Origin of the sequence: uncultured Salinibacterium sp., from assembly GCF_963974405.1 — a bacterium.
Lineage (GTDB): Bacteria > Actinomycetota > Actinomycetes > Actinomycetales > Microbacteriaceae > Rhodoglobus.
Genome location: NZ_CAXBBH010000003.1, coordinates 203,797 through 226,406 on the forward strand (window position 1 = coordinate 203,797; position 22,610 = coordinate 226,406).

At 59.9% G+C, this 22,610-nt stretch carries 19 protein-coding genes; 11 read left to right on the plus strand and 8 right to left on the minus strand.

From position 1 onward, the window contains the following. Positions 1 to 2 precede the first annotated feature (2 nt). From AACZ26_RS12225 to AACZ26_RS12250, 6 genes are all read left to right on the plus strand, one after another. A complete protein-coding gene (locus AACZ26_RS12225; RefSeq protein WP_339621941.1) occupies positions 3 to 1,094 on the plus strand; it encodes an acyltransferase family protein in 1,092 nt (363 codons plus the stop codon). Positions 1,095 to 1,159: 65 nt separating this feature from the next. Next, positions 1,160 to 2,515, plus strand: a complete 1,356-nt coding sequence (locus AACZ26_RS12230; RefSeq protein ID WP_339621942.1) for a bifunctional o-acetylhomoserine/o-acetylserine sulfhydrylase — start codon at positions 1,160 to 1,162, stop codon at positions 2,513 to 2,515. Positions 2,516 to 2,679: 164 nt separating this feature from the next. Further along, positions 2,680 to 3,885 (plus strand): homoserine O-acetyltransferase, encoded by a 1,206-nt coding sequence (locus tag AACZ26_RS12235; RefSeq protein WP_339621943.1) that lies wholly within the window; start codon positions 2,680 to 2,682, stop codon positions 3,883 to 3,885. Positions 3,886 to 3,999: 114 nt separating this feature from the next. Next, on the plus strand, positions 4,000 to 5,163 hold the full coding sequence (locus AACZ26_RS12240) for an ATP-binding protein (protein ID WP_339621992.1): 1,164 nt from the start codon (positions 4,000 to 4,002) through the stop codon (positions 5,161 to 5,163). Continuing rightward, positions 5,160 to 6,413: a hypothetical protein gene (locus AACZ26_RS12245; protein ID WP_339621944.1), complete on the plus strand. Its 1,254-nt coding sequence runs from the start codon at positions 5,160 to 5,162 to the stop codon at positions 6,411 to 6,413. The genes AACZ26_RS12240 and AACZ26_RS12245 overlap by 4 nt, the downstream gene beginning before the upstream one ends. A 37-nt stretch (positions 6,414 to 6,450) precedes the next feature. Continuing rightward, positions 6,451 to 7,122, plus strand: coding sequence for a response regulator transcription factor (locus tag AACZ26_RS12250; protein ID WP_339621945.1), 672 nt, complete (start codon positions 6,451 to 6,453; stop codon positions 7,120 to 7,122). Between the two features lie 16 nt (positions 7,123 to 7,138). Here the strand turns inward: AACZ26_RS12250 and AACZ26_RS12255 are convergent, their stop codons facing one another. From AACZ26_RS12255 to AACZ26_RS12280, 6 genes are all read right to left on the minus strand, one after another. Beyond that, complete coding sequence (locus AACZ26_RS12255; RefSeq protein ID WP_339621946.1) at positions 7,139 to 7,450, minus strand: thiamine-binding protein; 312 nt, start codon at positions 7,448 to 7,450, stop codon at positions 7,139 to 7,141. Beyond that, positions 7,447 to 8,748 (minus strand): glycosyltransferase 87 family protein, encoded by a 1,302-nt coding sequence (locus tag AACZ26_RS12260; RefSeq protein WP_339621947.1) that lies wholly within the window; start codon positions 8,746 to 8,748, stop codon positions 7,447 to 7,449. Before AACZ26_RS12260 ends, AACZ26_RS12255 begins: the two co-directional genes overlap by 4 nt. After that, entirely contained in the window at positions 8,742 to 9,590 is an 849-nt protein-coding gene (locus tag AACZ26_RS12265) for an ADP/ATP-dependent (S)-NAD(P)H-hydrate dehydratase (protein WP_339621949.1), read from the minus strand. Before AACZ26_RS12265 ends, AACZ26_RS12260 begins: the two co-directional genes overlap by 7 nt. A 27-nt stretch (positions 9,591 to 9,617) precedes the next feature. Beyond that, positions 9,618 to 10,652 (minus strand): hemolysin family protein, encoded by a 1,035-nt coding sequence (locus AACZ26_RS12270; protein ID WP_339621950.1) that lies wholly within the window; start codon positions 10,650 to 10,652, stop codon positions 9,618 to 9,620. After that, positions 10,652 to 11,974: a hemolysin family protein gene (locus AACZ26_RS12275; RefSeq protein WP_339621951.1), complete on the minus strand. Its 1,323-nt coding sequence runs from the start codon at positions 11,972 to 11,974 to the stop codon at positions 10,652 to 10,654. Before AACZ26_RS12275 ends, AACZ26_RS12270 begins: the two co-directional genes overlap by 1 nt. A gap of 149 nt (positions 11,975 to 12,123) precedes the next feature. Beyond that, positions 12,124 to 13,560, minus strand: a complete 1,437-nt coding sequence (locus tag AACZ26_RS12280; protein ID WP_339621952.1) for a GuaB1 family IMP dehydrogenase-related protein — start codon at positions 13,558 to 13,560, stop codon at positions 12,124 to 12,126. A gap of 180 nt (positions 13,561 to 13,740) precedes the next feature. On the opposite strand from AACZ26_RS12280, the gene AACZ26_RS12285 reads away from it, so the two are divergent. Further along, on the plus strand, positions 13,741 to 17,568 hold the full coding sequence (locus tag AACZ26_RS12285) for a multifunctional oxoglutarate decarboxylase/oxoglutarate dehydrogenase thiamine pyrophosphate-binding subunit/dihydrolipoyllysine-residue succinyltransferase subunit (protein ID WP_339621954.1): 3,828 nt from the start codon (positions 13,741 to 13,743) through the stop codon (positions 17,566 to 17,568). Positions 17,569 to 17,660: 92 nt separating this feature from the next. Here AACZ26_RS12285 and AACZ26_RS12290 read toward each other — a convergent pair whose 3' ends face one another. Next, positions 17,661 to 17,891, minus strand: a complete 231-nt coding sequence (locus AACZ26_RS12290; protein WP_339621957.1) for a zf-HC2 domain-containing protein — start codon at positions 17,889 to 17,891, stop codon at positions 17,661 to 17,663. Continuing rightward, a complete protein-coding gene (locus AACZ26_RS12295) occupies positions 17,888 to 18,574 on the minus strand; it encodes a sigma-70 family RNA polymerase sigma factor (RefSeq protein ID WP_339621958.1) in 687 nt (228 codons plus the stop codon). The genes AACZ26_RS12290 and AACZ26_RS12295 overlap by 4 nt, the downstream gene beginning before the upstream one ends. 49 nt (positions 18,575 to 18,623) lie before the next feature. On the opposite strand from AACZ26_RS12295, the gene aroA reads away from it, so the two are divergent. The 4 genes from aroA (at position 18,624) to AACZ26_RS12315 (ending at position 22,503) form a co-directional block, all read left to right on the plus strand. After that, positions 18,624 to 20,030, plus strand: coding sequence for a 3-phosphoshikimate 1-carboxyvinyltransferase (gene aroA / locus AACZ26_RS12300; RefSeq protein ID WP_339621961.1), 1,407 nt, complete (start codon positions 18,624 to 18,626; stop codon positions 20,028 to 20,030). Positions 20,031 to 20,032: 2 nt separating this feature from the next. Next, positions 20,033 to 21,094 (plus strand): ribosome small subunit-dependent GTPase A, encoded by a 1,062-nt coding sequence (gene rsgA, locus AACZ26_RS12305; protein WP_339621963.1) that lies wholly within the window; start codon positions 20,033 to 20,035, stop codon positions 21,092 to 21,094. Between the two features lie 2 nt (positions 21,095 to 21,096). Further along, positions 21,097 to 21,888: an inositol monophosphatase family protein gene (locus AACZ26_RS12310; RefSeq protein WP_339621965.1), complete on the plus strand. Its 792-nt coding sequence runs from the start codon at positions 21,097 to 21,099 to the stop codon at positions 21,886 to 21,888. Between the two features lie 114 nt (positions 21,889 to 22,002). Beyond that, entirely contained in the window at positions 22,003 to 22,503 is a 501-nt protein-coding gene (locus tag AACZ26_RS12315; RefSeq protein ID WP_339621967.1) for a septum formation family protein, read from the plus strand. The last annotated feature ends 107 nt before the right edge of the window (positions 22,504 to 22,610 follow it).

Sequence of the window (22,610 nt, forward strand, 5' to 3'; positions counted from 1 at the left end):
GAATGACCGGAGCTTCTCTCACGCCCCCGCCGCCTGCCCGCGCCCCCAAAGTGCGCTTGCCGCACTGGGACAACGCACGTTTTCTGGCCGTCACTCTTGTGGTGATCGGGCACGGCATCCAGCGGATGACGTACGACTCCAACTACGCCCTCGCGCTGTATCTTTTTATCTACGCATTCCACATGCCGGCCTTCGCCATCATCAGCGGCTATTTTTCCAAGCCGGGAGCTCCGACGGCACTCCAGATGCGCCGGGTCATCACCGACATCATCGTGCCGTACTTCATCATGGAGACCATCTGGACTCTCGTGAAGTTTCTGGTCGAGGGCGAAACAGACCTCAACCCATCACAGCCGAGCTGGACGCTGTGGTTCTTGCTCGCGCTCGGCATTTTCCGTCTCATTTTGCCGTACCTGTCTCAAGTGCGCTGGCCGCTGCTCTGGGCCGTTATCGCGTCGATCGGGGTGGGGTACCTCGACAATGTCGACAGCACCTTCTCTCTCTCCCGCGCCATCGGCATCCTTCCCTTCTTTGTTCTCGGCTGGAAGCTCAACGAGTGGGGGCTGATGGAGAAGTGGAATGTCGCCGAGCGCCTAGTGCTGCTGCGGGCTCTCGCCGTCACTATTTTCGCGGGCTTCTTGGCGGTCATTCTCGCCAATATCGAACTCTGGCGCACCATCGATCTGCGTTTCTGGTTCTTCTATGACGCCTCGTACCACGGGCTCGGCGAAGATCAGTGGTGGGCCGGCGCAGTGCGCTTGGGGCTCATCGTGCTCGCCGTCATCCTGAGCGCTGCGTTCTTCGCTCTCGTGCCGCGACGCCACACCTGGGTCACCGATGCTGGTCAATCAACAATGTATGTCTACTTGCTGCACAGCTTCGTGCTCTACCCGCTCCGCGAGAGTGGACTGCTGTTGGATGAACGTGCCTCAGCGATGTGGCTCGTGAGCATGGTCCTCGGCTGCATCGGTATCGCTCTCGTCTTATCGACGCCTCTCGTGAAGCGAATCTTCCGCCCGCTCATCGAGCCAAAACCGAACTGGGTATTCATCCCCTTGCCCGCCGAGACAGATCTGTCTACCAAAAAGCGCTGAGTTACGACATGTTTCAGCAATGATTGACCCTCCCTGAGCGGCTGCTTAGGCTCACAGTGTGGCGGATGTCCCGACCCACCAAGAGAAACGAGGAGGCCGCCGTGAGCGACTGGAACTTTGAGACCAAGCAGATCCACTCAGGCGCGCAGCCAGACCCCACGACCAACTCTCGGGCTACTCCGATCTACAAGACAACCGCGTACGTGTTCAACGATGCGGATCACGCTAAGAATCTCTTCGCTCTCGCAGAATTCGGCAACATCTACACGCGCATCCAGAACCCCACGCAGGATGTTGTTGAGCAGCGCGTCGCCGCCCTTGAAGGCGGAACCGCAGCCCTACTGCTTGCGTCAGGCCAGTCAGCTACGACATTTGCCGTGCTCAACATCGCTCAAGCTGGCGACCACATTGTGTCATCGTCGTCGGTATACGGCGGAACCTACAACCTCTTCAAGTACACCCTCGCAAAGCTCGGTATCGAGACCACCTTCGTGGAGAACCAGGATGATGCCGCGGAGTGGGCTGCCGCCGTGCGCCCCAACACTAAGCTCCTGTTCGCCGAGACCATCGGCAATCCGCGCATCAACGTTCTCGACATTGAGCTCGTCGCGAATGTTGCGCACGCCAGCGGAGTTCCCCTCATCGTCGACAACACGATCGCCACGCCCTACCTGATCCGTCCGCTCGAGCATGGCGCCGACATCGTCGTTCACTCGGCGACAAAGTTCCTTGGCGGCCACGGCACTGTTCTTGGCGGTGTCATCGTCGATGGCGGCAAGTTCGAGTGGTCAAAGAACGTCGACAAGTTCCCCGGTCTCACCGAGCCCGACCCCTCGTACCACGGCGCAAGCTACACGGGAGTGCTTGGCGACGGCATCGCGTACATCATCAAGGCGCGAGTGCAGTTGCTGCGCGACCTCGGTGCAGCAATCTCGCCGGACAGCGCGTTCTCGCTCATCCAGGGCATCGAGACGCTCAGCTTGCGCATCGAGCGTCACGTGCAGAACGCTCAGGCAATCGCTGAATGGCTTGACGCTCACGACGATGTCGATACCGTCTATTACGCTGGCCTCCCCTCGAGCCCGTGGTACTCCAGCGCAAACAAGTACGCCCCCAAGGGCGTCGGTGGAGTTCTCTCCTTCGAACTCAAGGGCGGTGTTGACGCGGGTCGTTCGTTTGTCAATGGTGTCTCGCTGTTCAGCCACGTCGCCAACATTGGTGACGTGCGCAGCCTCATCATTCACCCTGCGTCGACCACTCATTCACAGCTCTCCCCCGAGCAGCAGTTGACCGCCGGAGTCACCCCCGGACTGGTGCGACTCTCGGTGGGCCTCGAGAACATCGAGGACATCAAGGCCGACCTACAGGCCGGCTTCGATGCGGCACGGGCAAAGACTGAAGAACTCCGCGCGAGCGCCTAAGTCTCTCCTGACCGCAGCAACTGCTGACGATGGCGGTGACTCCTCACGGGGGTCACCGCCATCGCTGCGTTTAGGAGCCGGCATGCGCTCACGTCAAGAATTCTTGACCGCGAGCGCGTAATAATTTCGTTCCGCCCGGGTTAGTTCGCGATACTTAACACGACATGGACTGGCAGACACCCGAAGACACTGTTCCTTCGGCATTTATCACCGACGCAAACGTGCGTTCGCTCCTTGGCAAGCCTCCGGCGACGGGAGCCTGGCGCGAAGGCGATCCCGCCGGGCAACGCCAGTTCATCACGGTCACCGACCTCGCTCTCGAATTCAGCGGAAAGCTGCCATCAGCGCGCATCGCTTACGAAACCCACGGCACTCTCAACGACGATGCCTCCAACGCGATTCTTGTGGCACATGCCCTCACAGGCGATAGCCACATCACGGGAGCTCCCGGTGCTGGGCACGCGACGGGCGGATGGTGGAACGACCTCGTCGGGCCGGGCAAAGCCATCGACACCGACCGTTGGTTCGTCGTCGCCCCCAACATCTTGGGCGGTTGCCAAGGCAGCACGGGCCCTGCATCCCACGCCCCCGATGGGGCCGAGTTTGGCGCACGCTTTCCATTCGTCACGATTCGCGATCAAGTCTCCGCACAAGTCGCACTGAGTGACTCTCTCGGCATCGACCGTTGGGCAGCCGTAATCGGCGGCTCGATGGGTGGGATGCACGCCCTCGAATGGGCAGTCGGGCATCCGGATCGGCTCTCCAAGGTTGCGATCTTGGCGGCACCGCCGGTGTCGACCGCCGACCAAATTGCCCACAATTCTGTGCAGGTTGAATCTATTCGCACTGATCCAGCGTTTGCGGACGGCACTTACTACGATGCGGCGGATGGCGATGGACCGCACCGTGGTTTGGCTCTCGCCCGCCGATTAGCGCTCATCAACTACCGCTCCTCCGACGAACTGAATGAACGATTTGAGCGCACGTGGCAGAGTGACGTCAGCCCGTGGGGCAAAGGCGGACGCTACGCGGTCGAAAGCTACCTCGACTTCCATGGCAATAAGTTCGCGCGCCGCTTCGACGCCAACAGTTACATCACCCTCGTGGAGGCCATGAGTTCGCATGACGTGGCGCGCGGTCGTGGAACCGTGCAGCAGGCTCTCGCGCGAGCGACAATGCCCGCGCTGGTCCTCGGCATCGACAGCGATCGACTTTTCCCGGTATCCGGTCAAGAGATCATTGCGCAGCACCTACCGGGCAACCTCGATGGCAATGTTCCTCACGTTATCCATTCTCCGTTCGGCCACGATGGATTCCTCATCGAGAACGACCTGATGAGCGTTCAGTTGAGGCGCCTGCTCGACATTTAAGATCGCTGAGAATCACACCCCCGCAGGCGTGTTTGTCACGAATTAACCTTCGCTCATGGCATCGGCGGTGCGTCACCCCCGATAGAGGGACTTAATGTGCCAACATTGCCACAAATGGACCTCATGGCTAAAGAACGAGATCGCCTACTGCAGCGCACGGCGCGCGTAGCGAGCCTCAGCTTCTTGATCGTATCGGTCATCTGCTTGAGCATTCCCGGCGCAGTCACGACCCTCACGTTGATCCTGTGTCTCCCCCTGTACGCCGTCATGGCCGTCGTTCAATTCAAGATGGGCAACAGTCGCTCTCTCGGATGGGTCCTTCCGTCATTCGTTGCTGGCACCGCCGTGATTCTGCTGATCGCCAACACCCCCGGCGGCCCCAGCCAGGCGGGGGTCTCGTCCGCAGCGCAGTTGGCATCCGCATCGCTCGCGTGCCTCGCAATAGTGCTGACGACCACATTCGCGCGTCGCGTGATCCTCCTCATCAGTTTTCTGACGGTCTCCAGCGTCACAGTAATCTCAGTCGCGCCGTTCCAGACTCCGGTGCGCACTCTGGCTCTCATCGTGTTTGGCTGGATCCTCGCTGCTCTCATCGGATTCTGGATCAGTTCTGGAGTACCACAGGCTGTGCGCCGCATCGCGAGCATCGGTCGCGCTCACCGTGCGGAACGACAAGCAAGTGAGACAGAAGCACAGCGTCGTCAAGGTGCCCGCCTGCTGCATGACACCGTTCTCGCCACGCTCACCCTTCTTGCCCACTCGGGGGTCGGCGTTTCGGCCGATGCGATGCGCCAGCAAGCCGGCGATGATGCACGACTACTTCGCCAGTTGCGTCTCGGAGCGACACCAACGCCGCAGGCATCAGGGGATTACAACCTCAGCGCTCCCGTAAGCGAGACAGTTCTTGGCACGACGCTGGAGTCGGTCAAGCAGCGATTTGGCCGGATGGGGCTTGAGGTCAGTTGGCACGGCACGGGACAGGTGCTGCTGCCCAGCGATGTCCTCGATGCTTTCTTGCTCGCTCTCGCGGAATGCCTCGAAAACGTTCGACGTCACTCGGGAGTTACCGAAGCGCATGTCACGATCACCGAAGACGACACCACAGTGCGCGCCATGATTACCGATTCGGGAGTCGGTTTTGTGCTCGACGATGTTGACTCGGCTAGTCTCGGCTTCAAAGAGTCCGTCGTCGCACGATTAAAAGAAGTAGGCGGTCAGGCCAGACTCTTCTCCACCCCCGGTTCAGGCACTACCGTGGTGTTGGAGGTTCCCCGATGACCTACGCTCCCCCTGAAGAAAACACTCTCGGCGTCATCGTCGGCGACAAGGGCCGCCATTCCAAGAGTGCGACAATTCGTCGGCTCGCTCGAGATGACAGCCCCCGACTGACGAGTCTCGGCACCGGATTCGTGGGTGTAGGTGCCGCCATTCTCGTCAGCCTCCGCGCCATTTATGGCCTCGTTTGGCTCGTCATTTTGTGGGATGTTTACCCCAACCCCCTCATCGCCGCGATTGCTTGGGTGCTGCTCCTTCTCCTGATCGCGACGACTATCACGGTGGTTCAACTCACGAGCGGACAACTTCCCCACTGGATGTTCGTGCTCTTCGTTGTCGGCCTGGCTGCAGTTATGGCACTCGACATCTATGCCGTCTGGGATCTTCACGATATTGGTACGTATGCGACCTCTGCGGTCGCTGCGGGAATGGCACTCTTGCTCGTCTTGACGGTGCGGCCAACCACGGAGCTCATCGTCGCGGCATCCCTCGTGGGCGTTGGACTGACCGCCGTCATTCTCGTCAATGTGCCACTCACCACTGACAACCTCGCCCCTCAGATCACCACCGTCGCTTTCGCAGTGCTACCGACAGCGATTGGGCTATCGCTCATCACCAACTTCCGGCGACTCGTTCAGGTTGAACTCGACCGTGTGCTTGTGCAGAGCACGCTCACAGCACCGCGCTTTGCGGTCGGGATGATGGCGTCCGAAGAACTTGCTCGACTCGACCTCGCCGCAGAGAAGCTGCTCGATTCTGTAGCGAATGGTTCTACGACGCTTCCGCTGCAGCCCAAGATCGCCTCGACTGCAGCATCCCTCGCAACTGAATTGCGACTGCACCTCATTGAGGGTCGCCGTGAAACCTGGCTCTACCACGCAATCACCGAGTCTGACCTCCTCGGCAAATCTGTCACTCTCACCGACAAGGGAAGCCTTGCCGGCCTCCTCGACCCGGTACAGCGTGACGGCTTGCTTTCGACAGCGTGGCTTTTTGTCTCCGACACCACAAAGCGCGGGGCCAAAAACTCCGTTCACATTACAATCGCTCCATCAACTACCGTTGTGGCGCCCGGCTTCGAAGACAAAGTGGCGATCGGTATTTCGATCACTTCAAGCGGAGTAACACGAAATCGCGTCGATGCTTCAACGTGGGAAGCGGTCGCCAAAGTCGGCACCTACACCGATTCGATTCAAGATTCGAGCGTGCGTCTCGACATCGAATGTCTTGTCGATAACCCCGCAGACAAATAAATTCGTAAGATAAAACGATCTATCAGAGGACTTCATCGTGACTGAACCAACAAAGCGCATTCGGCTCGCACTCGTTGACGACCATCGGATGCTGCTCGGTGCGCTCACCGAGTGGATCCGCAAGGCCGCAGAAGACATCGACATGGTCGTCGCGGTGCCCACGTGGCCTGAACTCACCATTCATCCCGAGTTCCCCGTCGACGTTGTTTTGCTCGACCTCGACCTCAAAGACAACATCCCCGTCTCGCTCAAGATCAACACGCTCAAGTCGATGAACGTTCGCGTCGTCCTTATGAGCACCTACTCTGAACCCAACGTGGTGCGCGAAGCACTCGCCGCAGGGGCGCTCGGCTACCTCGTGAAGAGCGAAGACGCCGACATGATTGTCGAAGCGATCCGTGCCGCCGCCAAGGGCGAGTCATTCATTTCTGCCGAACTGGATCTCGCGATCAACGCCGACGAAATTGGTGGCGCTCCGAAACTCAGCGCGCAAGAACGTCGCGTCATGGCGCTCTACGGCGGTGGTGAACCGGTCAAGTCAGTTGCTTACCAACTCAGCATTTCTGAAGAGACGGCGAAGAGCTACCTCAAACGCATTCGCGAGAAGTACCGCGTTGCGGGCTTCGATGTCGGCACCAAGGTCGCGCTGCGTAAGCGCGCCCTTGAAGATGGCATTCTCATTGAAACTGACACGATGCACCACCTCTAAGCAGCGGAGTTCGTCGTTAGTCGTGAGAGCGGCTGATCGCTTTTTCGAGGCGTTCGACCTTGCCGGTCATCTCGCCGGTGTGACCGGGGCGAATGTCGGCCTTCAGCACGAGCGATACCCGCGACCCAAACTGACCAACTGCTTCAGTCGCCGCTTTCACTACAGCAAACACTTCATCCCAATCGCCTTCGATGGTTGTAAACATCGAATCGGTCTGATTGGGGAGCCCTGAGTCACGAACAACCTTAACGGCGGCGGCGACCGCATCATGGACTGAGTCGGTTCCTTGGGCACCACCGCTGGGTGCTACTGAAAATGCAACGATCATGCTGATTCCTTTGCTTTGAGTTGGTCGGGGAAAGTCGTGGGGTTGAGCGACCGGGCGGGTGGAGATGCGCTGAGGTGGCCAGCTGTTTGGCGTCCGCCGAGGCGCACGAGCTCGACAATTGACCACACCATCAGTGTGAGAAGAAGCACGTTGCGAGCAGTCACGATCGCGACCAAGACGGGATCCGCTACTAACAGCAGATCGTAAAAATACGGGTAGACGAGTTGAGTTAACACCGCTATGCAGAGGCTAAGCGCGGCCGGCAACCTGAACCGAGTAGCCCCCTCGCTCAAGAGCCCCAAGACGACAGGGACCGCCAGCCACGTCGTGAACTGAGGCGAGCCCACCTTGTTAAGCACGATCAGCACGAGCACCAGAGCGAGACTCAGCGTGGCAAGAACCTGCGTCTCGTTCATTCCAGCTCGAGCCGCCGAGCGCGCCGCACGGATACCGAGCAACGAGACGGCGAGCACAACGGCCGCAAGCAACGGTGTCATCGCTGCAGCAACGGCGTCCACCCCCGGCCCTGCAACTTGGAACGTCAAGATTGCGGAATCGTAGTAAATGAACGACTCAGGCGCACCGGCCACCATCTGCCACAACCACAATCCGGCAACCGGAGATTCAATCTGGATACCCCGGCCCGTCTGCTGGGTAATGAAACTCAGAACGTTGTCGCCTGAACCAGCGAGCAACGCAAACACAATCACCGTTGCGGTGCTTGCTGCAGCCGCGATCGCGACGACCCAGCGATCACGAAGAGCGATCACCGCGGCCAGAATGAGCGCTGCGGGCCAGACCTTTACCCACGCGGCGCACGCAAGAATTACCCCTGCTACGCGAGGGTGCCCGCTCAATAAACGCACTCCGATGAGCGCAATCGCGACCGTGATCGCATCAATACGCCCCAGAGCGATAGGTCCGAGGGCAAGAAGGAAAGCCAGCCACCACCACCCGGCAATCACTCCCGACCGGGATCGGCCCCACCTAGTGACGAAACCGAGTGCCACAAGGTTGAGCGTCATGACTAGCGCAAGCCACGTCGCTCCCATATGCCCGAGGCCGAACGTCACCGAAGCAAGAATCGGCACAATAGCCAGCAGTGGATACACCCACGGAATATCAACGCCTACGACGATTCCGTTGGAATAGGCTTGCTCCGCCCAGCGTGCGTACACAACCGTGACATCGCCGAAGGGGTTGCCCGGGCCGTGAAGATTGAGAAGGCCAAGCACGAGGTGCGCACCGATAAAAAGCAGCCAGAGCGCGACGGCACTGACGGCGTGACGCGTTAGCACGGGGATGCAGTGTCGGGCGCCGCCGCATCCGCAACAAGCTCGGCGACAACACCAGAAAGGCTCTCGCAGAGGTCAAGAATCGTCAGCGGGCCGCCGCCGCTCGCGAGGGATGCTGCCCGGCCATGAAGGTACGAAGCTGTGGCAGCTAGCCCCACAAGCAGGGTGGGGTCCTCAAGAACGGCGCGACTGTGCGTGGCTACTAAGGCTCCAAGGATGCCGCCGAGCGCGTCTCCAGCGCCAGCGGTCGCGAGCCACGCGGGAGCCGCTGCGATCGCGGCTGTAGCGCTCCCGTCGGAAACGTAGCTCGTGTGCCCCTTGAGTAGCACTGTGCAGCCGAGCTGGGTGGCGGCGGACTCCGCCCAGTCGCGCGGGTTTGCCGCAATTGACTCCACCGGCTCTCCGAGCAGTCGAGCGAGTTCGCGATAGTGCGGGGTGATGACGGTGGGCGCGACGACTCGGTGGACAACGTCTAGCGCTCCCCCATCGAGCACGAGTGGTACGTTCTGCGTGAGCGCTGCTGCGATGTCGCGCTCCGCATCCGGTTCTCGATTGGCGTGATCCATGCCCGAGCCAATGAGCCAGGCCTGCACTCGGCCATCAGACATCACTGCTTCGGGGCGGCGCTGCAGAATAAGGTCTTGAGCGCGCTCAGAACCGAGGTATCGGATCATGCCCACCCCGGTGCGTGCCGCTGCTTCCACTCCCAGCACGGCAGCGCCCGGGTACTGCGCTGATCCCGTAATCAGCCCGAGCACACCTCGCGTGTACTTGTCGTCGCCCTCCTGGGGCAGAGCGATGTGGCGTGCCGCGTCGGCGGCACCCCACATCGACTCAGCTTCCATGGAAGTCCACGATAGTTGAGAACGCTGCTAGCGACGCCGGGTCGCGTCTTGAACTTCGCCGACAAGCACTTCGATGATGTCTTCGAGGAACAGCACTCCGGTGGTTGCGCCGGTCACGTCGAAGCTGCGGGCGACGTGCACGCCCGAGCGACGCATTGTCGCGAGGGCGTCTTCGACATCGGTCTCGCAGTACATCGAGATGAGCTGTCGGATCCGCTTGGGCGGAACTGGCTCATGGAACTCACTCTCGTCGAGGTCAATGACATCTTTGAGGTGCAGGTAGCCCGTAGGCTCCCCTGAATCATTGAGCAAGATGTATCGCGAGAACCCGCGTTGAGCGACAGCCTTCTCGAGGTCAGCCGGAGCGGCATCCTCGGGCAAAGTGACAAGTCCCGACATGGGAATCGCGACATCCCCCACCTTCTTCGAGGTGAACTCGAATGCACCCGTCAGCGTGCCACCGGCATCCGTCAGCACACCTTCTCGTGTCGACTGCGCCACGATGGTGGCAACCTCGTCGAGCGTGAATACGCTGTTTGCTTCGCTCTTCGGCTCGACCTTGAAGAGACGCAAGATTCCATTCGCAATCGCGTTGAGCGCGACGATAATCGGGCGGAACACTGTCGCGATGAATACGAGTGGCGGAGCCAAAATGAGTACCGCGCGGTCTGGAATCGAGAACGACAGGTTCTTCGGCACCATCTCACCAAGCACTACGTGCAAGAACGAAACGATGATGAGAGCGAGAATGAACGCGATCGTACTGATCAGTTCTTCGCTCAGTCCCGTGAATGCAAGCGGCACTTCAAGCAAGTGGTGAATCGCGGGCTCGGAAACATTCAGAATAAGCAGCGAACAGACAGTGATACCCAGCTGGCAGGCAGCAAGCATGAGAGTGGCATGCTCCATTGCCCAGAGCGCTGTTTTTGCCGCGCGCGAACCGGATGCCGCGAGCGGCTCGATCTGCGAGCGGCGTGCCGAGATCACGGCAAACTCCGCGCCGACGAAGAAGGCGTTGATGATCAGGAGTATGAACAGCCAAAAAATTCCCCAGAACTCCATTAGCTCACCACCTCTGCATCAGTCGCGGAAACAATCGGATCGGGAGTGAACCTCACACGGTCGATACGTCGACCTTCCAATCGTTCGATTCGGAATACTCCGCCGGCGGCAGAAATTGTGTCACCGGTGCGCGGAACGCGACCGAGTTCACTCATGAGCCAGCCTGCAACGGTTTCGTAGGGACCCTCTTCGGGAACTTCGACGCCAGTGCGCTCCAAAAGTTCATCAGGGCGGAGGATCGCCGGAAAAGTGAACCAGTCACGCGATCGCACGACGTCTGCCTTCGAGCGGTCGTGTTCGTCGGATACCTCACCGACGAGTTCCTCCACGAGGTCCTCGAGGGTGGCGACTCCCGCAGTTCCGCCGTATTCATCGACGACGACGGCCATTTGGTAGCCGCGGCCACGCAATTCGGCCAGGAGAGCATCCAACCGCATCGTTTCCGGCACTTGGAGCGCTTCGGTCTGCAGAGCAGAAACCGGAACTTCTGCGCGCTTCTTGTGCGGCACGGCGACGGCTTGCTTGATGTGCACGAGACCGACAACATCGTCAATGCTGTCGTCAGTAACAGGAAAGCGCGAGAACCCGGTTCGTTTGGCGAGATCTATAACGTCTTGCGCACTATCCGTACGGTCGATGCTGTCGACTCGCGGTCGAGGGGTCATCACGTCTTGGGCTGTGTGATCGGCAAAAGCGAGAGTGCGTGCAAGCAGGGTTGCGGTGTCGGCTTCGAGGCTTCCCTCGCTTGCCGAACGACGGACAAGTGACGTGAGCTCTTCCGCGGTGCGCGCGCCGGAAAGCTCTTCTTTCGGCTCGATACCCACGGAACGCAAAATGGCGTTCGCGGTGTTGTTGAGCAGGCTCACGGCCGGTTTGAACACCGTCGTGAACAGAACCTGGAACGGCACAACGAACTTCGCGGTGGCACGCGGAAGTGCGAGCGCAAAGTTCTTAGGCACAAGCTCGCCAACAATCATCGATAGCAGCGTGGCGAAGGTGATGGCAAGGATGCTCGCAATCACCGTCACAGCTGTCGACGGCAGTACAGCACCAAGAGGAATCGCTAGCCACGTGCTGAATGCTGGCTCAAGGGTGTACCCGGCGAGCAACGTCGTCAGGGTGATGCCGAGTTGAGCACTCGAGAGATGGGTAGAGGTGTGCTTGAGGGCCGAGATGGTCGTGCCGAGTCGCTTTTCACCTCGCTCTTGGCGAGCTTCGAGGTCAGAGCGATCGAGGTTCACAAGCGCAAACTCGGAAGCAACGAAGAACCCCGTACCGACAGTCAGCACGAGGCCTGCGGCGAGGAGCAGCCATTCATTCATGACAGATCACCTCCAGCCGCGGAGGTAGGTAGAGAACGGGCGAAAGACAAGTGATGGTCGCACGGAGTAGAACTCCGGCGACGACTAGAGGGAGGGTCGTCCATTATGGGGTCGAGTATAGAACAAATCGCTGGGAAATAAGAGTGCTTTTACCAGCTCACAGGCAGTGCTTTGCCCTCTTCATACCCTGCTGCCGACTGGATTCCGACGAGCGCACGTTCACGGAACTCGCTCAAATTGGCCGCGCCGGCATAGGTGCACGAACTCCTCACTCCCGAGGTGATCATGTCGATGAGGTCATCGATCGAGGGGCGCACAGGATCGAGGTAGATCTTCGAGCCTGAGATTCCTTCGGCAAAGAGCTCCTTGCGAGCGAGTTCGTAGGCATCAAGGCCTCCGAAGCGCGCCCGAACAGCCTTTGTGGATGCCATCCCCCAACTGGTTTTGTAGAGAGCGCCTGCCTCATCGGTGCGCAACTCTCCAGGTGCTTCAATCGTGCCTGCAAACCACGACCCGATCATGACGGATGCCCCGCCCGCTGCGAGCGCGAGAGCAACGTCGCGCGGGTAGCGCACTCCCCCATCTGCCCACACGTGAGCTCCGAGTTCGCGCGCGGTTGCCGCCGTCTCAAGTACCGCAGAGAATTGCGGACGTCCGACCGCGGTCATCATGCGTGTTGTGCACATGGCACCGGGGCCGACACCGACTTTGATGATGGTGGCGCCCGCGGTCACGAGGTCGCGAACGGCTGCACTGGTAACGACGTTCCCGGCCACAATCGGCACGCCAAGGTGAAGAGCTGCGACGGTTTCGACCGCGCGCACCATTCCGTCTTGGTGTCCGTGCGCGGTGTCGAGAACGAGCGTGCTAGCGCCGGCGGCCACCAGAGCGCGCGCTCGCGAAGCAACGTCCCCGTTAATGCCGAGCGCCGCGGCGACCGCGAGCTTGCCGTCGCTGTCGAGCGCGGGCGTATACAGGGTGGAACGAAGTGCGCTTGTCTTGCTCGTGGTTCCCACAACGGTGTCGCCATCAACCACGGGGGCAAAGGAGAGGCCACGATCGACAAGGAGGTCGAAGAGTTCGCGGGCGCTTCCAAACTCGGCACGATCGATCGGCTGCGTATTGGCGCGCGCAATATCGCCCAGCTCGGCGCCGGGCAGCGCGGTTTCTAGTCGTTCGGCATCCACGATTCCGACCAACGCGCCATCCGTCATCAGCACTACACCGTGGCCCGCTAGCGGTGGGACAAGCAGTAGGGCCTTTTCGACGGTGTCGTTGGGGCTCAAGAACACAGCGGAGTCGAGATCAATGGGCTGTTCACGTACCCAGGCGAGAGCGGCGGCCATATCGGTCTCACTGAGATCCTGCGGCAGCACCCCCAAGCCTCCGCGGCGGGCGAGACTCGCCGCCAAGCGGGGACCGGTAACCGAGTTCATGTTTGAGGCGATGAGGGGAATGGTTGCAGGCGTGCCATCTCCAGGTTCGAGTGAGACTGACATCCGGCTGCCCACGGTGGAGTGGCTGGGAACAAGAAACACGTCCGAATAGGTCAGATCGTGAGTGGGCGTGGTCTCGTAAAAATCCATAGTCACGAGCCTAAAGGTCTCCAGGTGAAAACAATCTGGAGAAATGTCTCAAAATTTATGAAGATCGCCGCCTGACGGCCAGCAGACACACAACAAAGCGATTAACATTGGTGGGGATGTCTGGCGCGCAGACTGCGCGCCGTTTTTACGAACACCAGAACTGAAAGTAGGCGGTTTGACGTGTCAGGCCAAGTAACCGGAATCGCAGCGGACGGAGACTCCTCGAGCGACTTCGGGGCCAACGAGTGGTTGGTCGACGAGATGTACGCAAAGTACCTCGAAGACAAGAATCTTGTGGATGAGGCGTGGTGGCCCTTCCTTGAGAACTACCAGCCCTCTCAAGACTCAGCACCCACCACCCCTGCACCAAGCGCGAAGCCCACGGATGCTCCGGCCGCAGCACCTGCGAAGACGCCAGCTGCGCCACAGCCCGCCAGCGCGGCCACTCCCGCTGCTCCCTCAGACGCTCCCGCAGAGAAGCCCTTCGTGGACGAGGCGAACCCGAGCACGGGAAGCCAGCCGGTAGCTCGCACCACTTCTATAGAGCCCAAACCGCAGCCCATTCCGGCTGAGGCTCCAACCACGACTCCGATCGAGACGTTGAAGGCTGAGGCTGCTGCTAAGCCCCAGGCAGAGAACGTTGTTGCCCCGCTGCGTGGGGCTGCCAAGGCTCTTGCGTCAAACATGGATTCGAGCCTCACGGTTCCTACGGCCACGAGTGTTCGCACCATCCCCGCGAAGCTCATGATCGATAACCGCATCGTTATCAATAACCACTTGAAGCGTGCTCGTGGTGGCAAGGTGTCGTTTACGCACCTCATCGCGTGGGCGATCATCCAGACTCTCAAAGAGTTCCCCAGCCAAAACGTGTTCTATGACGAGCCAGATGGCAAGCCTTCTGTTGTCACTCCTGCGCACATCAACCTCGGCATTGCGATCGATATGCCGAAGCCTGATGGCACGCGTGCCCTCGTTGTTCCCGGCATCAAGAACGCCGAAACGATGGGCTTCGGCGAATTCCTTGCCGCATATGAAGATGTCGTCTCTCGTGCCCGCGCCAATAAACTCACCGGCGCGGACTACATGGGTAACACCATCTCGCTGACGAACCCCGGCGGCATCGGCACCGAACACTCGGTACCTCGCCTCATGCGGGGCGCTGGCACAATCGTGGGCGCCGGTGCACTGGAGTACCCGGCAGAGTTCCAGGGTGCGAGCCTTCGCACACTGACCGAACTCGGTATCGGCAAGACAGTGACGCTCACGAGCACCTACGACCACCGCGTTATTCAGGGCGCTGGATCTGGCGAGTTCCTCAAGAAGATTCATGAGCGCCTGATCGGCGAGAACCGCTTCTACGAAGACATTTTCGCTGCTCTGCGCATCCCTTACGACCCCATCCACTGGGCGAACGACATTAGCGTCGACCTCGCTGACAACGTCAACAAGACGTCACGAGTTCAAGAGCTGATCAACGCCTTCCGGGTTCGCGGTCATCTCATGGCCGACACTGACCCGCTCGAGTATCGTCAGCGTTCACACCCTGACCTCGACATTTCGAGCCATGGCCTCACGTTCTGGGATCTCGACCGTGAGTTCGTGACGGGCGGCTTCGGCGGCAAGCGTCAAGCACTGCTCCGCGAAATCCTCGGAATGCTGCGTGATGCGTACTGCCGCACCGTCGGCATCGAGTACATGCACATTCAAGACCCTGAGCAGCGCCGCTGGATTCAGGATCACGTCGAGAAGCCGTACACGAAGCCCACCCACGACGAGCAGATGCGCATCCTGGGCAAGCTCAACGAGGCGGAAGCGTTCGAGACGTTCTTGCAAACGAAGTACGTCGGTCAAAAGCGTTTCAGCCTGGAGGGTGGCGAATCGACGATCGCGCTTCTGGATTCTGTCATTCAGAAAGCCGCTGAAGCGAACCTCGAAGAGGTCGCGATCGGAATGGCTCACCGCGGTCGTTTGAGCGTACTCACGAACATCGCCGGAAAGACCTACGGGCAGATCTTCCGCGAGTTCGAAGGAACTCAAGACCCCCGCACTGTTCAGGGTTCGGGCGACGTCAAGTACCACCTCGGAACCGAGGGAACGTTCACTGCTGCTGACGGACGCCAGATTCCGGTCTACCTCGCCGCTAACCCTTCACACCTTGAAGCGGTGGATGGGGTGCTTGAGGGCATCGTCCGCGCCAAGCAAGACCGTCGCCCCATTGGTTCTTACGCTGTGCTGCCCGTCATGGTGCACGGCGACGCTGCTATGGCTGGTCAAGGCATCGTGGCCGAGATTCTGCAGATGTCGCAATTGCGTGCCTACCGCACTGGCGGCACCATCCACGTCAACATCAACAACCAGGTCGGCTTCACGACACCTCCGGGCGAGGGTCGCACTTCGCAGTACTCGAGCGATGTTGCTAAGACAGTTCAGGCACCGATCTTCCACGTGAACGGTGACGACCCTGAGGCTGTTGTTCGCGTTGCTGAGCTGGCCTTTGCGTACCGCCAGAAGTTTCACCGTGATGTCGTCATCGACCTGATTTGTTACCGCCGCCGCGGTCACAACGAGGGTGACGATCCCTCGATGACGCAGCCGCTGATGTACAACCTGATTGAGGCGAAGCGCTCCGTCCGAACTCTCTACACCGAGGGCCTCGTCGGTCGTGGTGACATCACTCAAGAAGAGTACGAAGCAAGCCACCAGGACTTCCAGGACCGTCTCGAACACGCTTTTGCAGAAACACACGCTGCCCAGACTGGTTCGATGCCGATCCTCACTAAGGACGGCAACGGTGTTGCCGACCTCGAGCGCCCAGGGTCCCAGCGTGATGACGCTATCGGCGAGCCCATCACGACAGGAATCGACGAGAGCGTTGTTCAGCTCATTGGCGATGCTCACGCGAACCCACCCGCCAACTTCTCTGTCCACAAGAAGTTGCAGGCTCTGCTCAAGAAGCGCACCGACATGAGCCGCAAGGGTGGCATCGACTGGGCCTTTGCTGAGCTGCTCGCCATCGGTTCGGTGCTCCTCGAAGGCACCCCCGTTCGCATGGCGGGCCAAGATTCTCGTCGAGGCACCTTCGTGCAGCGTCACGCCGTGCTCCACGACCGCGAGAATGGTCAAGAGTGGCTCCCGCTGCAGAACCTTTCAGAGAACCAGTCTCGATTCTGGATCTACGATTCGCTACTCAGCGAGTACGCGGCACTCGGCTTCGAGTACGGTTACTCGGTCGAACGCGCCGATGCACTCGTGATGTGGGAAGCGCAGTTCGGTGACTTCGCCAACGGCGCCCAGATCGTCGTCGACGAATTCATTTCCAGCGCTGAGCAGAAGTGGTCACAACGCTCGAGTGTTGTCATGCTTCTGCCGCACGGCTACGAGGGACAGGGCCCCGACCACTCCTCGGCTCGCATCGAGCGGTACTTGCAACTGTGTGCGGAGAACAACATGATTGTTGCTCGTCCGTCGACGCCCGCATCGTACTTCCACTTGCTGCGCCGTCAGGCCTACTCGCGTCCCCGTCGTCCGTTGATCGTGTTCACGCCTAAAGCAATGCTTCGCTTGCGTGGCGCCACGAGCGACGTCGCCGACTTCACGAGCGGTCGCTTCGAGCCCGTTCTCGACGATGTTCGCCTCGACGACAAGTCGGCCGTAACCCGCGTGATTGTGACCTCGGGCAAGACCTACTACGACATTATTGCTGAGCTCGACAAGCGCGAGATCAAGCACATTGCCGTTGTACGCATGGAGCAGTTCTACCCGCTCCCCGTCGCTGACATGACCGAGGTGCTCAACCAGTACCCGAACGCCGACATCGTGTGGACTCAGGATGAGCCTGAAAACCAAGGCGCGTGGCCGTTCATTAGCTTGGAACTGCAGCGTCACATCACGTCGCACGAGATCAAGCTCGCCTCGCGTCCAGCATCCGCTTCACCGGCCACCGGTTCGTCGAAGCGCAGCGCGATGGAGCAGGCCGAACTGATTGATCACGCAATTACCCAGCCGTAACGGCAGTAACGACGAAAGCGGGCATCCTCCTCGGAGGGTGCCCGCTTTCGTCGTGAAGTGAGCACGAAATTGTGCTCAGCGTCACTGTGCCCTTAGGCGTCTGCCAGCTTTGAGAGAATCGCGTTGCGCAAGTCCTCTGGCGCTTTCTCGCGACAGGCCTGCTTGACCTTGAGCTTCAATGCGAGAGCGACGAGGTGTTCGCTTGAGCACGACTCGCAATTATCGAGGTGGTCAGAAACATCCTGAAAATCTGCTTCGTTCAACTCGCGGTCGAGGTACTCCTCGAGTTCGGCTTTTGCTTTTTCGCAACCGCAGTCGGTCATTTGCTGCTCCTTGATGCTGCTGGCGTGCCGGGGGTGCGGTCACGCGCGTAGTCGGAAAGTAGTTCACGCAACATGCGACGGCCACGGTGCAGTCGACTCATTACGGTGCCTACGGGGGTTTTCATGATGTCGGCGATCTCTTGATACGAGAAGCCTTCGACGTCGGCGAAGTAGACCGCGAGGCGGAAGTCTTCGGGAATCGACTGCAGAGCATCCTTCACTGCGCTATCAGGCAAGTGATCGATCGCTTCTGCCTCTGCCGACCGCGTCGATACTGATTGGGTGACAGATTCGGCGCCGCCCAACTGCCAGTCTTCGAGTTCATCGATAGTGCCCTGGTAGGGGTTGCGCTGATTCTTGCGATAAATGTTAATGAACGTGTTGGTCTGGATGCGGTACAACCAAGCCTTCAAGTTAGTGCCTTGCTGGAATTGCCCGAAAGCCTGAAACGCCTTCACGAAGGTCTCTTGAACGAGATCTGCGGCGTCGGTGGGGTTGCGGGTCATACGCATCGCTGCACCAAAGAGCTGGTCCATAAAGGGCAGCGCTTGCTCTTCAAACTGTCGTCGTTTGTCGTCAGCGGCAGCAGCAGTGGTGCTGGGTTCAACTCTGTCGGTAGTCATTAGCGACAATTCTAGTTCGCTGATGACAGCATCCTGCTGTGTACTCAGTACTGCGGTCATACGGGCGCCTCCTCCGTGGGGTCTAAAACGCCGATACTCTTAGTAACTGATGTTCGTATCTAAGTATTCCAACCCAGAGTTCAGCCCGTACGACGACGAGACGGTGCCAGACACCACCGTGCCCGGAAATTGGCCAGCGCCAACTGTCACTCACGCGTTATCGGCATCACTGAGTTTGCCGGGCAGCAAGAGCCTCACGAATCGCGAACTGATTCTGGCAGCGCTCTCCGATGGCCCGTCGCGGCTACACGCTCCGCTGCACTCGCGTGATAGCGCCTTGATGATTCAGGCTCTTCGAGCTCTCGGGGTAGGAATCGAAGAGATCCCCGCTGGCAATGCCTTTGGCCCTGACCTCGCCGTCACACCGGGAGAACTTGAGGGGGGAACATCCATCGACTGTGGTCTCGCGGGCACGGTCATGCGATTCCTTCCGCCGGTTGCGGCTCTCGCTCTCGGGCCCGTTGCGTTCGACGGTGACGAAGCGGCGCTTCGCCGCCCGATGCGCACCACGATCGACTCTTTGCGCGCCCTCGGCGTCGATGTGTCAGACGATGGTCGAGGAACCCTGCCCTTCAGCCTGTATGGCATGGGCGCGGTTGTCGGCGGCGAAGTCAGCATCGATGCGTCGGCATCCAGCCAGTTCGTGTCGGGATTATTGCTAGCCGCTGCTCGCTTCGACAACGGCCTCACAGTGCGCCACACCGGCGACAAGCTGCCGAGCATGCCGCATATTGAGATGACTATCGACTGTCTTGCAGCGCGCGGCGTCATGGTCGAGAGCCCTGAGCCAGGCGTGTGGGTCGTTCCCGCTGCGCCAATACGGGCGATTGATGTCACGCTTGAACCCGACCTCTCCAATGCAGCGCCATTCTTGGCGGCCGCGGTTGTTGCGGGCGGAACCGTCACGATCGAAGGCTGGCCCGAGACGACGACTCAGGTCGGCGCCGACCTCGAACAGTTGCTTCCCCTCTTCGGTGCGACAGCGACCCGCAAGGATGACTCTCTCACCATCGATGGTGGTGTTGGTGTCGTAGGTGGCCGCCGCTACCCGGGAATCGAACTTGATCTATCGACAGGCGGCGAGCTTGCCCCCGCTCTCGTCGCACTCGCCGCACTCGCGTCATCGGAAAGCACCATCACCGGCATCGGCCATTTGCGCGGACACGAAACGGATCGCCTTGCAGCTCTTCGCACCGAGATCAACGCTCTCGGCGGATCCGTCACCGAACTCGACGATGGACTTCACATTGAACCTGCCGTGCTTCATGGCGGCATCTGGCACAGCTACGAAGACCATCGGATGTCGACCGCCGGCGCGATCATCGGGCTCGCGGTGGAAGGCATCGAAATCGAGGGAATCGAGTCGACCGCCAAAACGCTCCCCCAATTCCCCGAGCTGTGGCGCACTCTCGTTGGCGACGCTCCCCTCACGACCGACACTCTCGGGCTGCTGTAACCATGAGCTGGCTCACGGGTGACGATGACGACGACGACCGCGCCTACAGCGAGTATGACGAGAGCTCCGTGCGAACGCGCCCGAACCCCAAAGCGAACAAGCCGCGCAGCAAAATCCGCCCCCAGCATTCCGACGCCATCGAAGGCCGCGTTTTTAGTGTAGATCGCGGCCGCTACGGCGTCTGGGTAGACGAAGGAACCCCCGACGAGCGGCAAATTATCGCGGCCCGTGCTCGTGAGCTCGGGCGCAACCAGCACGGCAAAGTCTCCGTCGTCACCGGTGACTGGGTAGACCTCGTCGGCGACACTAGCGGAACAGAGGGAACCCTCTCGCGCATCGTGCGCATCCGCGAGCGCACTACGCTTCTTCGCCGAAGTGCCGATGACACGGATGCTGTCGAGCGCATCATTGTCGCGAACGCCGATCAGATGCTTATCGTCGTTGCGGCTGCAGACCCTGAGCCGCGACCGCGACTGGTTGACCGCTATCTGGTCGCCGCCTTTGATGCCGGCATTGATCCCATCCTGTGCATTACGAAGACTGACTTGCAAGATCCGGCGCCGTTCCTTGAGAATTTTGCTGGACTCGATCTGAAAGTTATTGCAAGCCGTTCGGATGAGGTTCCTCTGGAACAGTTGCGCACCGCTCTTGAAGGCCACACGACCGTCGCCGTCGGCCACTCGGGAGTCGGCAAGTCAACGCTCGTGAATGCTCTCGTGCCGGATGCTAATCGCGCAGTGGGTCGAGTGAATTCCGTGACGGGTCGCGGGCGCCACACCTCCTCTTCGACGATGTCTTACCGGGTGGGCTCTGGCTGGGTAGTTGACACTCCAGGCGTTCGTTCATTTGGTTTGGGGCACATCGATCCGGGCAAGATTCTTTCGTCATTCACCGATCTGGCCGAGCTTGCCGAAGATTGCCCGCGCGGCTGCACCCACTTACCGGATGCTCCAGACTGTGCAATCTCCGAAGAGGTAGCCGCCGGCGCTCTCGGCGACGTTGGTCGACTGCGACTTGACTCTTTTCAGCGCCTCATTACGACTCTCGGTTCCGCTAGCGTGTAGTCGTGACCGAATACACTCTCGCCGACGATCTTTCCCTCGCCCTCGCCCTCGCGGGTGATGCAGACCTCATTTCGCTCGATCGCTTCAACGCCCTCGATCTTGAGGTCACGACGAAGCCGGACCGCACGCCAGTGACGGATGCTGACAAGGCAGTCGAGCGGAGCATTCGTGCCGGTATTGCTGCTGCTCGCCCGGGCGATTCAATTCTGGGAGAAGAGTACGGCGAGGCCGGTGACTCGAGCCGTCAGTGGATCATCGACCCCATCGATGGCACGTCGAATTTTCTTCGCGGAGTCCCGATCTGGGGAACGCTGATTTCGCTTGTCATCGACGGCGTTCCGGAGGTTGGCGTGGTGAGTTCTCCCGCCCTCGGCAAGCGCTGGTGGGCCGCTACGGGGCACGGCGCTTTCGCGCAGGCTCGCGATGGTGAAGCGCAGCAGCTAGCTGTCAGCAAGGTCGCGAGTATGGCTGCGGCGTCCATTAGCTACAACAGCCTGTCGGGCTGGGATGGCGAAGGCCGCCTCGACGCGGCTGTCGCGCTCACTCGAGCAACCTGGCGCTCGCGCGCAATCGGCGACATGTGGGCCTATATGTTGCTCGCCGAAGGTGCGCTCGACGTTGTGGGTGAGTTCGATCTCAAGCCCTATGACATGGCGGCACTCATCCCGATCGTGCACGAAGCCGGTGGCCGTTTCACGTCCATCGACGGTGAAGACGGGCCGTGGCATGGCAGTGCACTTGCCACAAACGGCATTCTTCATAACGATTTGTTGAATTTTCTTCGATCTCACTGAGTTGTCACCTCCCCCCGCTAGCTGTGAAAAGGCTGGATTCAGTAGGCTTGGCTAGCACGAAGCGCTACACAACGAATCGAAGCGCGACAAATCTCAAGAAAGAGACCTACTTTTATGACGACAGAGACAATCTGGCGCCGAACGATCGCAATCTCTGCTGTCGCCGCTGCCGCGGTGGCCCTCAGCGGGTGCAGCATCCTGAATCAAGTAACGAATCAGATCAGCGACGCTGTTGACTCCGGCAATGGAACAACTCAAGACATTTTCAGCCTCGTCATTGGTGACTGCGAAGTTGGCAACCAAGATGGCGGAGAGGTTTCCAGCACGAAGACGGTCGATTGCGCCGAACCCCATGACGCCGAAGTTTATGCGGCTTCGTACCTTGCCGAAGGCGACTTCCCCGGCGACGCTGTCATCCAAGAACAAGCAACCAATGACTGCTATGCCGAGTACAGCACGTTTATGGGCGTCGAATACGATGATTCCGTTTACGACTTCTCGTGGTACTACCCGACCGAAGGCAGCTGGGCTGAGGGCGACCGCGAAATTCTCTGCCTCGTGTATGACCCTTCTGGTGACCAGATCTCAGGTTCACTGGCAAACTCTGGGCTGTAGCTGACGCGTGAGGGCGGCCGGCGAAGAGGTTCTCTTCACCGGCCGTTCTCCCGTTAAGGGAGATAACGACGCCTGCCTGAGCATTGCGCTCTAGGCTCGCATACGAA

Coding starts and splice junctions, on each gene's coding strand:
- AACZ26_RS12225 (WP_339621941.1), top strand. CDS start 3: ATGACCGGAGCTTCTCTCACGCCCCCGCCGCCTGCCCGCGCCCCCAAA.
- AACZ26_RS12230 (WP_339621942.1), top strand. CDS start 1,160: ATGTCCCGACCCACCAAGAGAAACGAGGAGGCCGCCGTGAGCGACTGG.
- AACZ26_RS12235 (WP_339621943.1), top strand. CDS start 2,680: ATGGACTGGCAGACACCCGAAGACACTGTTCCTTCGGCATTTATCACC.
- AACZ26_RS12240 (WP_339621992.1), top strand. CDS start 4,000: ATGGACCTCATGGCTAAAGAACGAGATCGCCTACTGCAGCGCACGGCG.
- AACZ26_RS12245 (WP_339621944.1), top strand. CDS start 5,160: ATGACCTACGCTCCCCCTGAAGAAAACACTCTCGGCGTCATCGTCGGC.
- AACZ26_RS12255 (WP_339621946.1), bottom strand. CDS start 7,450: ATGATCGTTGCATTTTCAGTAGCACCCAGCGGTGGTGCCCAAGGAACC.
- AACZ26_RS12265 (WP_339621949.1), bottom strand. CDS start 9,590: ATGGAAGCTGAGTCGATGTGGGGTGCCGCCGACGCGGCACGCCACATC.
- AACZ26_RS12270 (WP_339621950.1), bottom strand. CDS start 10,652: ATGGAGTTCTGGGGAATTTTTTGGCTGTTCATACTCCTGATCATCAAC.
- AACZ26_RS12275 (WP_339621951.1), bottom strand. CDS start 11,974: ATGAATGAATGGCTGCTCCTCGCCGCAGGCCTCGTGCTGACTGTCGGT.
- AACZ26_RS12280 (WP_339621952.1), bottom strand. CDS start 13,560: ATGGATTTTTACGAGACCACGCCCACTCACGATCTGACCTATTCGGAC.
- AACZ26_RS12290 (WP_339621957.1), bottom strand. CDS start 17,891: ATGACCGACTGCGGTTGCGAAAAAGCAAAAGCCGAACTCGAGGAGTAC.
- AACZ26_RS12295 (WP_339621958.1), bottom strand. CDS start 18,574: ATGACCGCAGTACTGAGTACACAGCAGGATGCTGTCATCAGCGAACTA.
- aroA (WP_339621961.1), top strand. CDS start 18,624: ATGTTCGTATCTAAGTATTCCAACCCAGAGTTCAGCCCGTACGACGAC.
- rsgA (WP_339621963.1), top strand. CDS start 20,033: ATGAGCTGGCTCACGGGTGACGATGACGACGACGACCGCGCCTACAGC.
- AACZ26_RS12315 (WP_339621967.1), top strand. CDS start 22,003: ATGACGACAGAGACAATCTGGCGCCGAACGATCGCAATCTCTGCTGTC.